Source organism: Luteolibacter yonseiensis (assembly GCF_016595465.1).
Lineage (GTDB): Bacteria > Verrucomicrobiota > Verrucomicrobiia > Verrucomicrobiales > Akkermansiaceae > Luteolibacter > Luteolibacter yonseiensis.
In genome coordinates, this window is sequence record NZ_JAENIK010000011.1 from 518510 (window position 1) to 533946 (window position 15437).

Annotated in this window: 10 protein-coding genes; 5 read left to right on the plus strand and 5 right to left on the minus strand. The window is 60.3% G+C overall.

Features of this window, described 5'->3' with window-relative positions; genetic code table 11:
* The first annotated feature begins 265 nt into the window (after nucleotides 1-265).
* From JIN84_RS11945 to JIN84_RS11955, 3 genes are all read left to right on the plus strand, one after another.
* Entirely contained in the window at nucleotides 266-7870 is a 7605-nt protein-coding gene (locus tag JIN84_RS11945; RefSeq protein ID WP_200351270.1) for a beta strand repeat-containing protein, read from the plus strand.
* 159 nt (nucleotides 7871-8029) lie between these two features.
* Nucleotides 8030-9877, plus strand: a complete 1848-nt coding sequence (locus JIN84_RS11950; protein WP_200351271.1) for an aspartate ammonia-lyase — start codon at nucleotides 8030-8032, stop codon at nucleotides 9875-9877.
* 99 nt (nucleotides 9878-9976) lie between these two features.
* Nucleotides 9977-10138 carry an entericidin A/B family lipoprotein gene (locus tag JIN84_RS11955; protein WP_200351272.1) on the plus strand — a complete coding sequence of 54 codons (162 nt, stop codon included), beginning with the start codon at nucleotides 9977-9979 and terminating at the stop codon, nucleotides 10136-10138.
* Between the two features lie 147 nt (nucleotides 10139-10285).
* Here JIN84_RS11955 and JIN84_RS11960 read toward each other — a convergent pair whose 3' ends face one another.
* The 5 genes from JIN84_RS11960 to JIN84_RS11980 all read right to left on the minus strand — a co-directional run bounded on the left by JIN84_RS11960 (nucleotide 10286) and on the right by JIN84_RS11980 (nucleotide 13674).
* The gene (locus JIN84_RS11960; RefSeq protein ID WP_200351273.1) at nucleotides 10286-10846 is read right to left on the minus strand and encodes a DUF1802 family protein; all 561 of its coding nucleotides are present in this window, start codon (nucleotides 10844-10846) and stop codon (nucleotides 10286-10288) included.
* 6 nt (nucleotides 10847-10852) lie between these two features.
* Nucleotides 10853-11083 carry a hypothetical protein gene (locus tag JIN84_RS11965; protein WP_200351274.1) on the minus strand — a complete coding sequence of 77 codons (231 nt, stop codon included), beginning with the start codon at nucleotides 11081-11083 and terminating at the stop codon, nucleotides 10853-10855.
* A gap of 81 nt (nucleotides 11084-11164) precedes the next feature.
* Nucleotides 11165-11428, minus strand: coding sequence for a 30S ribosomal protein S20 (gene rpsT, locus JIN84_RS11970; protein WP_200351275.1), 264 nt, complete (start codon nucleotides 11426-11428; stop codon nucleotides 11165-11167).
* 91 nt (nucleotides 11429-11519) lie between these two features.
* A complete protein-coding gene (locus tag JIN84_RS11975; RefSeq protein ID WP_200351276.1) occupies nucleotides 11520-12158 on the minus strand; it encodes a L,D-transpeptidase in 639 nt (212 codons plus the stop codon).
* A 7-nt stretch (nucleotides 12159-12165) separates the two neighbouring features.
* Complete coding sequence (locus tag JIN84_RS11980; RefSeq protein WP_200351277.1) at nucleotides 12166-13674, minus strand: cellulose synthase family protein; 1509 nt, start codon at nucleotides 13672-13674, stop codon at nucleotides 12166-12168.
* A 332-nt stretch (nucleotides 13675-14006) separates the two neighbouring features.
* Here JIN84_RS11980 and JIN84_RS11985 point away from each other — a divergent pair, with 332 nt between their 5' ends.
* A complete protein-coding gene (locus tag JIN84_RS11985) occupies nucleotides 14007-14522 on the plus strand; it encodes a hypothetical protein (protein WP_200351278.1) in 516 nt (171 codons plus the stop codon).
* Nucleotides 14523-14802: 280 nt separating this feature from the next.
* On the plus strand, nucleotides 14803-15279 hold the full coding sequence (locus tag JIN84_RS11990) for a hypothetical protein (RefSeq protein ID WP_200351279.1): 477 nt from the start codon (nucleotides 14803-14805) through the stop codon (nucleotides 15277-15279).
* Nucleotides 15280-15437: the final 158 nt, after the last annotated feature.

The following is a 15437-nucleotide window of genomic DNA, read 5'->3' on the forward strand; positions in this document are numbered from 1 at the left end:
AAAATGCCCCAGCCGTTCCGGTTGGGGCATTTTTGCGTACTTCCGCAGACTGCCTCCGCAGACTGCCGGACGGGATCTCCTCTCCTGAATGGCATGGTTTCGTCGGAGGAGGAAATCCGCGATCTCCCGCGATTTTCCGGGCTGCGGACGACTTCCGGCCCTGCTTTTGTTCATACCCCCCCTAATCGGGTTGTTTCGGCGAGGGTGATTGACACTGACCGGAAATTTTTCGTGGGTTCTACAAATCCTCCTATTTTCAAAACCCATGAAACCTAAAAAAGCCCTCCTTGGTATTTTTGTCATATGCCAATTTTCCACGCCCGTTTCCCAAGCCGCGACCCTTTTGTGGGACCAGAACGGCACCGGCAACACCATCGGTCTGGATGGTGCCGGCACATGGACCACCGCGAACAACTTTCATAACGGCACCGCCAACGTCACCTGGCCTACCTCGACCGCCACAACCGACATCGCGGCATTCGGCAACATCGGTTCCACCCCGTTGGTCGGCAACGCGGGAACCATCGATTGGGCGGCCGGCACCACGATCGGAGTCGGGGGGCTGCTCTTCAATCCGTATTACGGCAATGCCGCGCGATATAACATCCGCGGCAATACGGCGACGAGCCTGCTGCAACTGAACGGCACCCCGACCATCACGGTGAACACGGCCTGGACGAGACCTTTCGCCTCGATCGATGCCGTCATGACCGGGACGGCGGGATTCGATGTGCTTTCAAGCACCGGGGGCATCCTCGCGATCGGGACCCAGGCCAATACGATCACGGGCGGGATCCGTTTGAGAAACGGTTCTTCGTTCAGCATTGCGAGTGACAGCGCGTTGGGCGGCGCGGGCAGCGGCCTGACCTTTTCGGACGCCAGCGCCACCCTGATCACCCGGACCACCTCGACGATCGCCGCAGGCCGGGCAATCACCATTTCTCCGGGTAACGCGGCTCGTTTTGATTCGATCCAAGGGGTGACACTGACCGTCGCGCCGACAGGCGGCATCACAGGAGCGGGGAGCTCGTTGAGAAAAGAAGGCCTCGGCGGGCTCACCTTGGGAGGAGCCAACGGCTACACCGGACAAACCTCCATCCGCCAGGGGACGCTGACCCTGGACTTCGTCAATGCGGCTTCCCCCGCCTCAAACATCGTCAATCCCTCATCGACGCTGCGTTTGCATGGAGGGACCTTGGTTTCGGCGGGAAAGGCGGCGGTCAACGCCAGCCAGACATTCGCAGGGACGATCCTTGATCCGGGCGCCTCGGGGATCAACACGACCCTTGGCGCAAGCGGAACCGTGGTGACGAATCTCGGGACCATCACCCGCAATCCCGGTGCCACCCTGTCCATCTCATCCATCGTCGCAGGCTCGAGCTATACGGCGGGCAACGCGAATACCAATGGCATTCTCGGTGGTTATGCCTCCGTCGCAGGCACCGACTGGGTGACAGTGAGCGGTGGCAATCTCGTTCCTTACACCGGCTACCAGACGGGAACGGACGCGACAGCCTGGGGAGCGACGGACAACGTCACGGCCGCGGCGACACCGACCACCGTCCTGGCGGCGGACTCCACCATCAACTCGCTGCGTTTCACGGCGGCAACGAACATCGCGGTGCCTGGCGGAAACTCGCTGACCCTGGCTTCGGGCGGTCTTCTCACGACGGGTGCCGGCGCGAGTTCCATCTCCGGCGGCACGTTGAAAGGCGAGGCCGGAGGGGGCTTGACCGTCATCCATGGTGGTTCCGATCCACTCACCATTTCGTCCGTCATCGCCGATAACGGAGGAGCGTCGCCGCTCGTCAAATCCGGTGCGGGACTGCTCAATCTGACCGGTGCGAACACCTTTTCGGGCAATGTGTTCCTCAACGCCGGCTCCCTCGGTGTCGACAGCGACGCGGCGCTTGGAGCCGGCACCACGGTGACCTCGCGTCCGAACACCACGATCAACTTCGCGGGAACGAGCGCCATAGCGACGGCGAAGAATTTCGTCTTCGACATGGGCAGCGACAGTTGGGGTGGCACCGGCCTGGTGGGCACCGCGACCGACTCGGGCAATGCCAACCTGAACATCACCAATCCGGCGGGAGTCACCATTTCAGGCGGGCTCAATCTCAGTTCCGGAACATTTGTGAAAAAAGGCCCGGGAATGCTCACCCTGACGAACCCGGGTATCAACCAACTCGCACGCGTCAATGGCGCGCAGGCGGTCCACGTGCAGGATGGCGCCATCACTTTCAACGGCGGTCCTGCTTCTGAATGGCGTGTGGGCCAGGGCGAGTTCCACATCGGCACGGGCGACACCGCGACGGCCGCTTCCGCCAAGGAGGCCTCGGTGTATGTCCAGAGCGGATTGATTTCCGTGGGTTCCTGGACCGGAGTCAGCCGGGGGAATGGCAATGCCAATCATCAATCCAAGCTCGTCATGAGCGGCGGCACCTGGGATACGGGAAATGTCAGCCTGGGATTCAACAACGGCTACGGAGGCCAGATCACCAGACCGCTGATCGATCTTTCGGGGAATGCGACATTCATCGTCAGGGATGAGGTCCGCGCCGCGGAAAGCGCCGGCAGCGATGCCACGGTCAATCTCGCCGACACCTCCCAGTTCCGGGTCAAAAACACGATCCGCATGGGCTACGGGGCGAACATGAAAACCACGTTCAATCTCACCGGATCGAGCGTTCTGAGCACCGGTGCGAATGTCGCCCTCGGCAACACCGCCGGCGGAACCGGCATCTTCAATCTCGGCGGAAATTCCACCACCACCGTGGGGAGCTACATCGGGATCGGTGCGACCGGCATCGGCGTGGCGAACGTGCAGGACAACGCGACCTTCACCGTCGCGACGGATTTCAACGTGGGCGACGTGGATGGTTCCAAAGGCACGCTGAACATCTCCGGAGGCACCGTCAACGCGACGAATTTCTTCATCGGAAAAGGCAGCAACGCCACGACCGTCCTGAATACGAACGGCGTCATCAATCAAAGCGGTGGCACGCTCACCATCGGTGGCACGGTTGATGCCAGGATTGGTGGCAACCTGGTGAATGACTCGGAAGTCTACGGTGCCGTGAATCTCAGCGGCGGCTCGCTGAATGCCGGGCCGAAAAATTTCCAGGTCGGACTTTATGGAAAGGGCGTGTTTGATATTTCCGGCACGGGCAGCTTCACCTCGACAAACCTCTACCCCTCGGTGGCCCGGCAGGCCGGCAGTGTCGGCCTGTTCAACATGAGCGGCGGGACATACACCCATACGACGACGGGAGCGGGTTTCACCACCATCGGCGAACTGGGTTCCGCAGTGTTGAACGTGTCGGGCGGCACGATGACCTTCGGTGGGGTGGACGGCGGCACGGCGGGTCTGCGCGTCGCCCTGAGCACGGGTTCCTCCGGTGCGGCCAACTTCAACGGGGGCATTGTCAATGCCCGTGCGATGACAGGCGGGGCGGGCACAAGCAGCATCTATCTCAACGGCGCGCAGTTCAACGCGATGGCCAACCGGACGGATTTCCTCCAAGGCTTCGGCTCCGCGATCGTCGGTCCCGGAGGTGTGAAAATCAACACGGCCGGCTTCAATGTCACCGCTGCGCAAGCCATGGGCAAGGCTTCCGGAAACGGAGTGACCGGCATCGCCGTCGCCACCGGTGGCACCGGCTACATGGCCCAGCCCATCGTTCAGATCACGGGAGGCGGAGGCACCGGAGCGACCGCGGTCGCGAACATGTCCGGAGGGGCCGTGACGGGATTCACCATCACGAATCCCGGTTCGGGTTATACCTCCGCTCCAACGGTCACTTTGCTCAACGGCGGATCCACCACCGCTGCGACGGCGGGTGCCGTGACCACCGGAGCGGTGTCGGCGGACGGCGGCCTGGAGAAGACCGGAGCGGGCACGCTCACACTGAGCGGAGCAAGCACCTATTCCGGCCCGACAAACGTCACCGCCGGAACCCTCGCGCTGGGCGGACTCAACGCGCTGCCGGCAGCCAGCGCGCTCACCCTCACGGGTGCGGACCTGAACATGATCGGCAGTTCCACGGCGGGAGCGGTGGTGGTGAACGGAGGCAGCATCCTGGGGAACGGCCAGCTGACAGGAGCGTCCTACACCATCAACAACACCGGGAACGCCACCATCAGCGCCCAACTTCTGGGATCCGGTGTGAATCTGACCAAGACCGGTCCGGGTAAACTGACTTTCTCAGGATCCGGGCTGTACACCGGGCTCACCAAGCTTTCCGGGGGAACCACTTCCTTCGGCGCCACCGGTTCGCTGGATCCCGGCAGCTCCCTCGAGGTCGGCAACGCAACCCTCGACCTGCGGAACGGATTGTCGAGCGGGGCGGTGAACATCTCGAACCTCACGCTCAACAACGCCACCATCGTGCTGGACATGACGGGGAACAGCAACGACATCCTGCGCTCGACCGGCACCGCCAGCATTTCCGGCACGAACGTGATCAAGATCAATGGTTCCGCCCAAAACGGCCCCCACACGGTGATCGAGGGCAGCGCACCGCTCACCGGGACCTACATCCTGGACACTACCGGCATGGTCACCGGATTCACCACTTACACCGGTGTGGTCAGCGGCAACAACTACAACGTCATGGCCAGTGGTGCTGCGACGCCTGACGATCCTTACTGGAAAGGTGGTGTGAGTTCGAACTGGACCGATGCCAGTGCCAGTCCCACCAGCAACTGGGTCACCTCCACAGGGGCCAATATCCCCCAGATCCCGGGAGCATCTTCAAACGTTCACTTTTCCGCCACGTCCCCTTCGAATACCGGGACAACCCTGAACTCGAACCTGTCGATCAACAGTCTCTCCTTTGAGACGGGGGCCGCTTCACTCACGGGAGCGACGAACGTCCTCACGATTCTGGGAACAAATGCGAACCTGAACTCGCTCGAGGTTGCTTCCGGAGTTTCGGCGGGAATGAACATCAATTCCGTTTATGCCGGCCCGACTTCCATCCATACGGGAGGGACATTGACCGTCTCGGGCGGGAGCCTGGGGGATGCGAACGCCCAACTGCTGCTGAACGGCAAGCTGAACGTCAATGCGAATGTCACCAAGGGCGGGCTCGCGGATACCGATCCGCTCACGGACAACGAACCGGTCTCCGGCACGTTTGACAAAACCAACACGGGCGACAGCACGATCACGGTTGGAGATACGAACGATGTCATCTTCTCCGGTGTCATCAAAAACACCGCGGGGAACCTGACCTTTGCCAAGGCGGGAAGTGGAAAAATGACACTCACGGGAACGAACAACACGTTCACCGGAGCCTTGAAAATCGTCAATGGAACCCTGGAGATCCCCAGCCTTGCTGCTCTCCAAAGCCCGTCTGCCCTCATCCAGAATCCCGGCTCCACGTTTATCAACAACGCCGGGGACATGACGATCTCCTATCCTTACACTCTTGATCTCAACGGTGGTGTCGCCGCCGGAGTGAGCCAGGCGCCCGGGACAGGCAATGCGACCTACAATCTCGATCTGGTGTCGGGAACCACCACCGTTTCGGGACTCATCACCAACAGCGGTGGCAGCTTCGCGAAACGCGGAGCGGGAACCCTGCTTATCACCAATCCAGGAGCGAACGTGATCGGGAACACAACGGGCATCGGCCTGGCCGTCCAGGACGGAAGCATGGTGCTCAACGGCGGAGCCACCGCCACCTATTCCTCCGGGGAGGTGGCCGTCGGTGACGTGACCGCAACCGCCGCGAACCTGACGCTCACCAGCGGCACCCTGAATGTGGGCTCCTACCTCAGTGCCAGCCGTGCGAACGGGACGACCGGCCTCACCTCCACGATCAACCTGAACGGCGGCAACCTGAACGCCCAGTATTTGTACTGCGGCTATTCCAACAATCTGCTGGGCTACAACGCGAACTCCGTCATCAACCTCAACGGCACGACGGTCAACCTCACCGGTGGCGTCCGCATCGGCGAATCAGGCGGTTCCAACGGCGTGTTGAATCTCAACACCGGCTCTCTTACCAACACCGGCCCTTTCCAGATCGGTCACAACGGCAGGGGGGTCGCCAACGTGAACATGCCGATCACCGTCGGCAGCGTGCAAATCGGCTCGGCCGGAGACGGTTCGGGAGGTGCTGCGGATGGAATTGGTGCGATTTACAATAACAAGGCCATGACTGTCACCGCCGGAGCGAGCACGGCGAACTTCGCCATCGGAAACGCTGGAAACGCCTACGGTTACTATCGCAGCAATCCGGGGGCATCGGTCACTGCTCAAGAGATCGGGATCGGCGGTGAGGGTGGTAATACGGCGACAAACGGCGGCGGAGTGCTGGACATGAATGCCGGTTCCGTCACCGCCGCGGCGTGGATCACCCCGAACCGTGGCGGAGCCGGCCAGACCTGCCTCCTGAATATCGAGGGTGGCACGCTGACCACTCCGAACTCCGGTCAGTTCCGGGTGAACATGCCCGTCGCCAACCAGTATGCGCTCCTCAATGTGAGCGGCACGGGTTCCATCGTCGGCGCCGGAGCGAACTCGACGATGAACCTCAACAACTCGTCCCTGGCCGATAGCCAGGGCCTGTTGACCATCGGCACGGGTGGCACGGTCCAGCTCTCCGGCATCTCGGCCTCCGGAGTCGGAGGAACGGCTATCGTCAACTTCAACGGAGGCACGCTCAAGGCCGCCGGAGCCTCTCCGAGCCTTTTGGGAACCGGGCTCACCGGTGTCTATCTCAACGGGGGCGGTGCCATCATCGACACCAATACCTTTGATGCCGGAATCACACCTCCGCTTGCCGCACCGCTCAGTGTCGGGGTGAAGACCATCGCTCTCAGCACGCCCGGTGCCGGCTACATCGGTCGTCCGATGGTCCGCATCATTGGTGATGGAGTGGGTGCCACCGCCGTCGCGGACTTCGATCCTGCGACGGGAGCTGTTTCCGGCATCACCGTCACCAACCCCGGCTCCGGATACAACACCGCGCCCACCGTCACCCTCATCGGTGGTGGTGGCACGACTGCGGCGGTTGTCGGCACGGTTGTGATGGATGTGGTTTCAACCTCGGGCGGACTTGTCAAGAATGGCACCGGGACGCTCACCCTCAACGGACTCAACACCTATACGGGCAACACCACCGTCAACGCCGGCGGGATCGCCCTGGCCGACAACGCGCAGCTGCTGTTCAAGATCGGGGCCAACGGTGTGTCGAACACCGTCACCGGGACCGGCACCGCCACCTTCAGCGGGGATTTCGAAATCGATACCTCCGCGGCGGTCGTCGCCAATGGAAACAGTTGGACGTTGGTCAACGCCGCGAGCTTGAACGAGTCCTTCACCGCCAGCTTCACCGTCAACGGCTTCACCGAGAGTTCGAACGTCTGGACCAAGGTGGCCGGTCCGAATACCTGGACCTTCTCCGAAGCGACGGGTGTCCTGTCCGTTTCCGTGGGAGCCGCCGGTTACGGTTCGTGGGCTTCCGGCTACGGACTCGGCGCGAACAGCGAACAAGGCGACCCTGACAACGACGGCATCAGAAACCTGATGGAATACGTGCTCGGCGGCATCCCATCCGGCGCGGGGGCGGCAAACACCTCCGTCCTTCCGACCCAGTCGTTGAACGCCACCAATCTGGTCCTCACCTTCCATCGTTCCGATCTCTCGGAAGGCGATGTCACGGTCAAGGCCCAGTGGTCGAACGACATGGTGAACTGGACCGACTTCGCCACCATCGGAGCCACCAGCTCCCTCCCTGCCGTGCAGGTGACCGAAGACACGCCGAGCGCCTCGCTCGATGAAGTCATCGTGACCATCCCACGCGCCGGCAGGGAAGCGAACGGCAAACTCTTCGGCCGCGTCAAAGCATCCAAGTAATCCCCATTGCTGAAATCCAAGGGGCCGGGAGTCGAACTCCCGGCCCTTTTTTGCGCACGCGCGGAATTGCGACCGTGGCGGTGCCCGTCATTCCTTTGCCATGGCTTTTTTCCGGATTCCGGCAATCATGACAGCGTCGTTCCACTCTCCATCACCATCATGCCTTTTTCCCAAGAGCGCCTCGCCCGTTTGGCCGAAACCATGGCCATCGCCACCGACGAACTCGCGGCCATCATCCGGCTGGGGGCTTCCCACGTTTTTCCGGCAGGTGCCTATCTGTTCCATGAATCCACCCCGCGATTGTGGATGGGCATTGTCGAGGACGGGGAATTGGAAATCGTCCGTGGCAATCACGGAAGCTCCACCCGCCTCGCCACGCTCCGGCGGGGCAGTGCCTTCAGCGAAGGGGTGCTGTTGGATGATCTGCCGCACTCCGCATCCGCCGTCGCGCTTGTGGAGGTGCGCGTATGGCTCATCCCCCGCGCGGTTTTTGAAAAGCTCCGCCTGGAGAAACCCGAAATTTTCTACCGCATGGTGGGTCACATCGCCCGCCGTCTCAGCGGACGCCTGGCTGCGGCGAACGAGCATCTGGTTTCGGGAAAATCGCCCGTCGTGGAAACATGGCGCAAGGAGCATGACCTGCTTGGCGAGCGCGAACTGCCGGACACCGCCTACTACGGCGTGCAGACCTTGCGGGGGATGGAGAATTTCCCCATTTCCGGCATCCCGCTGCATCACTTCGGCCACTTCGTCCGCAGTCTTGCCTATGTGAAGAAAGCCGCCGCCCGGGCCAACAAGGACCTTGGAGTGGTGCTTCCGGAACGTGCCGATGCCATCATCGCCGCCTGCGACGAGATCATCGCCGGAAAATGGCACGGGCATTTCACCATCGATATGATCCAGGGAGGAGCGGGCACCTCCACCAACATGAATGCCAACGAGGTCATCGCCAACCGCGCGCTTGAAATCCTCGGCCATCGCAAGGGGGAATACGAGTTCCTTCATCCGAATGACGACGTCAACCGGTCGCAGTCCACCAACGACGCCTATCCCACCGCCATCAAGCTCGGGGTCATCCTCACGATGCGTGACGCCACCTCCGCGCTGCGGGAATTGGAAGCCGCGCTGCTGGCCAAGGCCGCCGAATTCTCCGATGTCCTGAAAATGGGCCGCACCGAGAACCAGGACGCGGTGCCCATGACACTCGGTCAGGAATTTTCCGCCTATGCCTCCAGCATCAAGGATGGGATCCGCTACATCGAACGGGCTGCCGGGGAATTCCTCGATGTGAACATGGGGGCCACCGCCGTCGGCACCGGCATCAACAGCCCGCCCGGCTACGCACCGCTCTGCATCCGCCACCTCGCGGAAGTCAGCGGCTTGCCCGTCAGGCTTGCGGAGAATCTCGTGCAGTCCACCCAGGACAGCGGTGCTTTTTCCCTGATGAGCGGCGCGATGAAAACCGCCGCCGTCCAACTTTCCAAGATTTGCAACGACCTCCGCTGGTTGTCCTCCGGTCCCCGTGCCGGCTTGTATGAGATCCGCCTGCCGGCCATGCAACCCGGGTCGTCGATCATGCCGGGAAAGGTGAACCCGGTCATTCCGGAAATGGTCAGCCAGGTTTGTTACCAGATCATCGGCGCGGATGTCACGATCTCCATGGCATCGGAAGCCAGCGAGCTGGAACTGAACATGGCCGAGCCCATCATCGCCTTCAACCTGTTCTTCGGCCTCACGCTCTTGAGAAATGCGGCGATCGCCCTGCACACCCGCTGCATTTCCGGAATCGAGGCAAACCGGGAACGATGCCTCGGCTATGTCCGGAACTCCATTGGAACGGTCACCGCGCTCAATCCCGTGCTCGGCTATGAACGCAGCGCCGCGATTGCGAAGGAAGCGCTCGCCACCGGAGCGAGTGTCTATGATCTCGTGCTGGAAAAAGGCTGGCTCAGCAAGGATCAGCTCGACGACTTGCTCACTCCTGAGAAAATGACGGGACCCCGGTGAGCATTTGCATCTGTGGAGGCTTTTTTGACGGCACCGGCCGGGTGTGGGTTTGAATTACCCGTTGCATCCGCCGGAGGTTTCACCTAATAAATAGGCACTATGAAACCTCTTAAAGTCACCGCCCTCGTCATCGCCGCTTTTGCCGCCCTCGCCGCCACCTCGTGCAGCACCACGAAAGGTTTTGGCGAGGATCTGCAGAAGGTGGGCTCCAAGCTTGAGACCAAGGCCGAAGCCACCGGCGGCACCGCTCCTACCTATTGATCGGGGGATGATTCCCCGCAGTGGAGGTCATGAAGCCTCCGCTGTTTCGGGAGATCTCATGCCATTTTTCAGGCGGACCGCCTGAATTCGAAAACCCAAGGCCCCGCCTTGGGTTTTATGATTTATCGCCCGGCAGGTGGGTGAAGTTCAGCAGCTTGATCGTGTGGCTGCCTCACTGAAAATTGCATCCGATAAAACGGTTTGCGAACTCTTCCGCCAATCCTCGGGAGGTTCGGGGAGATTCACCCAGCTCCGGCAACCACCGTATTTCGCCTCGTAGGGGAATTCCCACGGAGTGGCGAGCTCGCGGATGCGGACGAGGGCCAGATGGATGCTTCCGGACGCCATGCCTTTTCCTTCCCAATCGAACCGGTCCTTCACGGTCTGATCCGAATAAATGTGGTAAGGATGCAAGGCGGCGACTTTTTCCCAGTCCGTCAGGGTGACCGCCCATTCCGCCTCCGCGTGGTGGGTGATGCGGATGATGTCGCCCGCCTGCCATTCCGGCAGCGCCTTTCCCTCACCTTCCCGGACCTGATCCGGTGTGGTGTGGAAGCGGGTGGGAAACAGGAAAAAGGACTCGTGGGCGAATGAGAAGCCCTGACGCCCTTCGTGGATGCCGCCTTTGCGCAGGAGAATCGTCTGCCGGCCTGTCGCCAGCGCGTCACAGACCACCTGCCATTCCTTGAAACCGATGGAAGCGTTCATCTCACTTCAGCCGAGATCATCCGCCGTCACGGAGGTTTGTTCGCGCGAACCGAGAATGCGCGCTTGGAGCGTCACGCGCTCGGGGGTGGCATCGAAGCGGTAGCTGTGGCAGTTCGGGCACAGCGCCGCGCCACTGCCGACGATGGAGTCACATCCTTCACAAACTTTGTAGCCTGAGGGATTGGCGGCGATTTTCGCGGCAGCGGCCGCACGGTTCGGAGGAGGAGAATCAGACATGGCGGGGTAATGAAAAAAGCGGCACCGGTGAACCGGTCCGCTTGTTTCGTTGAAGGATGATGAAACGGGCTGGCTGGACAATCAGGCAATGGCAGCGAATGCCTTGGCCGTCTTGCTCTTAAGGTTAGCAGCTTTGTTCGGGTGAATCAAGTTACGCTTTGCGGCCTTGTCAACCACGGAGGAGAAAGCGGAGCTGGCAGCGGCGGCTGCGGTCTTGTCACCGGAAGCGATCGCGGCAAGAGCCTTCTTGCGGAGCGTCTTCATACGGCTCTTTTCAGCGCGGTTCCGCTCGGTGCGGACGACGGTTTGGCGTGCGCGCTTGATTGAAGATTTATGATTGGCCATGGTTGTATTTTAGAAAAAGTCGGTCGCTTGGAGGCGGGCGGGGGAAAATAGGAATTTATGCGGTGGTGTCAAGCTTGTGTTTCGCAGTTTCTCAGCTGCGGGGGCGGAAAGTGCTTTTTCCTGCGAAGGCGGATTCGGTTTCGCTGTTTTCGGACTGGATGGAACCACGGATGATGAAGACGTCCGCTCCGGTGCCGATGCGGTTGTAAAGGTCCGCCACATCGTTGCTGCCCATGCGGATGCAGCCGTAGGATGCGGGTGATCCGAGACGGCGTTCCTCAGGGGTGCCATGGATGTAGATGGTGCGGCGGAAGGCGTTCTGGTTGCGTGACTCCGTGCCGCTGAGCCAGAGGATGCGCGTGACGATCGGGTCTCGTCCGGGAGCGTTCGGCTTCAGGACCTCGCCTGTCTGGCGGCGGCTTTTGAAAACCGAACCGATGGGAGCGTTCGCGCCGATCTTCTTCGCCACCTGCAGCCGTCCGAGCGGCGTGCAGTTGCTGCCGGGGCGGTCTCCGATTCCGAACTTGGAGGTGGAAATCTTGTAGGTTTTGAGCGGCGCGCCGTCACGGACCAACATCATTTTCTGGTCGCGCACGCTCACGATCATCTTGTTCCGGGTGTCGCTGCCAAAAGAGAGGGAATCCGAGGTTCCGCAACTGGTGAGGCCGATGGCAGCCACCAGTCCGAGGGCGGAGAGGGCAAGGATGCGTAACGAGGGGAGTCGGGTCATTGTTCGGTCAAGGGGCTTTGCGATTCGCAGCTTCCGCAGCGGGAGCAGCCGAGCCGGAAGGCAGCATGCGGGCCAACGAAGCAAGCGAAGTGTAGAAAAATCCGATGGGGAATGGAAGCAGAAGAATGGCGGATGACCAATTTGACTTCATCGCCGCCTCGACCACCACGAAGAGGAAGAAGAATCCGAAGAGCAGTTCGACAAACGGGGTGAGTGTCTTCATCGCCTTGTAGCTGCTCTTCTTCCAATCATGCCGCTTCACCTGGCCGATGCCATACTTGGGAGTGCGGACGAAGGCGGTTTCGTGGTTGAAGAGGGCTTCCAGCACCGCCTTGGCGTTGCTGATGGACATTCCGATGCCGAGGGCGAGAAGCAGCGGCAGGTAAGGGATTTCCTTCCACCATGATCCGGGGCGGAGCGCCTTCTGGGAAACCATGTAGAAGACGATGACCGAAACCGAGGAGAAGAAGAAGATCGGAACGTTGATGATGTAATAGGTGAATTTCCCGAAGTCCGGCTGTGCCTGCTGGTTTGGATAAATGAGGAAGCACAGGATGATGAGCAGAAGGTAGGCGAAGTTCGAAGTCAGGTGCGCGGTGGCCTCCATCTTGATGAAAAGCGGGACGTCCGCGCGCCAGATGGCGGGCAGGACCTTCTTGCAGACCTGGATGGAGCCCTTGGTCCAGCGGTGTTGCTGGCTCTTGAAGCCATCCATGTCCACGGGAAGTTCGGCGGGGGTTTCCACCTCATTGAGGAAGATGAAGCGCCATCCCTTCAACTGAGCGCGGTAGCTGAGGTCCATGTCCTCGGTGAGCGTGTCATGTTCCCAGCCGCCGGCGTCGGCGATGCAGGACTTGCGCCAGATGCCGCCGGTGCCGTTGAAGGTGAAGAAGCGGCCGGAGCGGTTCCGGGCGGTCTGCTCCAGCTCGAGGTGGCCGTCCAGGAACATCGCCTGGATGCGGGTCAGCACGTTGTAGGTGCGGTTCAGGTGACCCCAGCGGGTCTGGATCATGCCGATCTTGTCGTCGGTGAAATAGTGGATCGTCTTTTGAAGGAGATCGGGATTCGGAACGAAGTCGGCATCCAGAATGAGAAGGTATTCGCCCTTTGCGAAGCGGGTGCCGTTTTCAAGAGCACCCGCCTTGTAGCCCGTGCGGTCCGTGCGGTGGATGTGCTCGGCATCGAATCCACGCGCCTTCAGCGCTTCGATTCCCGCGCGGCAGATATCGACCGTCTCGTCGGTGGAGTCGTCCAGAAGCTGGATCTGCATCTTGTCCTGCGGATAATCCATCGCGGAGACGGAAGCCAGCAGGCGGTCCACCACGTGCATTTCATTGAAGACCGGAAGCTGGATCGTCACGAGCGGCAGATCCTTGAACAACTCCTTGGGTTTCGGGTGGTTGCGCGAGTGCTTGAGGTAGAGGAAAACAATCGTCAGCCGGTGCGAGCCATAACCCGCGAGGCCGATGAGAACAAGAATATATGAGGCGTACCAAAGAGGCGAGGTCCAGTCCATGGGATAAAAATCTGAGTTGCAGAAAGGGATTCCGGCCCCTGATAATCAGGCAGTGAAGCGACCGGAGAAAAGCTGGTGAGCTGACAAATGACTCACAGTCAAGCGCCAGACGCCGCAGGCAAGCAGGAAGCCCATCCGTCGTCAAGCCTCAAGTCCGGGCGCGCGGATTCTGGATCTGAGGGCATTCCGGGCAAAAGTTTGCGTCGGGTGAATTTCTGAAACCATCCGGACGAGTGCGAGAAGGGTGATATTTCATCATTCCATCCTCGCATCCGGAAGGGATTCCTGCTGGTGTGACGACAGCCTTCCGGGTTTTTCAGGATGCCATTCTTATGAGACGTTTCATCGCTATTGTTTTGCTGGTCTTCGGCTGGACCGTGGCCCGTGGGGAGGAGTCGGTGTCAGCCGAGCTGTTACCAAGCCTAAAGGAGGCGGCCTTGATGCAACTGATTGAGAGTCATAATCCAAAAGATTATTTCACTGTCGCGATGGAATATGAACCCAGGCAGAAGACTTTTGTCGCCCCATCAGAGGACTTCATTAAGAAAATGTTGAGAATCAAGGATATGGACGGAGGTTGGTTCGTGCGTCGTGAGTTTTTATCGATTCCGGTGGAGCAGGATGTGCCGTCTCCCAATGGCTCCTACCCGGGGGTGATGAAGAGGGGGACGGACAAACGGGTGAGTGTTTATACCGTGCGGTCCGCGAAGCGGCGCTCAAACGATGAAGCGGTTGTGGTTTGGTCGAATGGTAGCGGCCAATTGAGTGGAAGTGTCGGGAGCTTGTTGTTTCGTCGGACGGAAGAGGGTTGGATTTTTGTGAAAACTCTCTCGACTGGGCGTTCCTGATGGTCGCCCGACATCCTCCCCCCGCCAGGCAACAACGGACCATCCGGAATCCGAAATAACACACCCGGCCATTCTCCGAAAAATGGAATTCTTTCCCAGAAAAACGGTGGGGTGATCGCCGGATCAGGATGCGTGGTGAAACCACGGCTTCCCGGTGTCCGGTTCTCGCGCGCGTAACCGGAGGTATCTGCAAGGCTTCTCCTTGGAAATCCGTCCTCGCAGATCTTCCCAATCCGAGTAGCTTGTCCCGGAACCTGATTTCCCGGTGATTCGCGCGGCTATGAAAAAACTGACACGTTACCTGATCGCTGCAGCCATGATGACAGCCTTTGCCTATGGCGTGGAACTGCATGCGCTTGAGCATAAGGTCCTCGACGACAAGCGGACCTATATCCGGGACGACACGGATCGGCGTTACAGCATCTGGACCGCCCATCCGGGCAAGGCGATCAAACTGCTTAAGGATTTTGGCTTTTCTGTCCCCGATTTCCAACTCCGGGAGGGCGAGATCCTCGCGGTCTTCATAAACGACAACATCACGCAAGATCTGATTCAGGTGGTTCATAACAAGACGGCCAACAAAACCTTCGCCGACTACGCGGATTCCGGAATCGAGTTCAAGCTGAGGGCTTTGGAAGCGGGAAAGAAATACAGCCACGTGACGGCGGTGGTCTTCACGCCCATCGGCACACCGGGGCACCTTGGGATGCGAGGCATGGTTGCCGACGGGATCTCGGAAAAGCAGCGCGGGGAGTAGGTTGGCAGGGCTGCGGCACATATCCCGGCCCACCGTGTCTCAATTGAAAGCGAAGCACAAAACTTGTGATGACAAAAAACGCATGCCCCATTTGTGAATTCGAGGTTGGCGACGGGGAATGGAGTCTGCATGGCGATATGAGGGTAACGTCTTTCTTG